The organism is Streptococcus sp. GMD4S (assembly GCF_000296955.1).
The window spans coordinates 1-795 of the sequence record NZ_AJRE01000327.1; the positions used below are offsets into that span (position 1 = coordinate 1).

Below are 795 nucleotides of genomic sequence, written 5' to 3' on the forward strand. Positions count from 1 at the left end.
AGGAGACAAATACACTCCCATATCCATATCAAACTCAGTCACAGCTTGGGAAACCTCAAGGAGCAAGTCCCCCTTTCCATCCCTCCAAGGACTAGCCTTGATCGAATAATCTGTGTGGGATGTCGGGTAGAGAACAAAGCCATCGTGGTGCTTCACCACCAAAATCAGCTTTTTAAAACCCGTTTCTTTAAGCACTCGAACCCATTCACGCGCATCCAACTTAGTCGGGTTAAAACGCATAGGATCCTCTTGCCCACTTCCCCATTCCTGGTCATAAAAGGTATTGGGACCAAAATGGATAAAGGCAGCTAGTTCATCCTCTAAATAATCCAGCTGGGCCTGACTTGGTAATGGTCCATGCGGTTTTATGTTCGTCATCATCTCACATCTCTTTCTCTTGTTCACAAAATTATCCACAACTTGTGGATAAGAAAACATGCCTAAAAACTAGTTTCTCCAAAATCCAGCTCTTAGACTTAGAGGCCTTCACCCCTAAACAGACCTTTGTCAAACAGCTCTGTACTAGGGTTTCTACTAGCTCTCTGGCAAGTTACTAATGTACGGAACTAGTATCAGGGTGCTTCAACACCCTGAGTTATATGTCATTTTCCCCTAGACTTATCCACAGACTGTGAATAAACTAGTGTTCCAGACCGCTCTCTCCTTGACTATAACAAAAAGCGATAGCAGCGTCAATATGACTAAGCTCCCTTCCTAAATCCCCTGAAAAGATTCTATAATTTGTACAATCGTAGCTTTTGCATTCGCCAGCTAGTGAGAATCAGCCAGTAGAAA

1 protein-coding gene is annotated in these 795 nt (G+C 43.4%); it reads right to left on the minus strand.

The genetic code is table 11. From position 1 onward, the window contains the following. A partial coding sequence (locus GMD4S_RS09705) for an alpha-L-fucosidase (protein ID WP_000988883.1) occupies positions 1-381 on the minus strand: 381 nt, incomplete at its 3' end. Positions 382-795 lie beyond the last annotated feature (414 nt).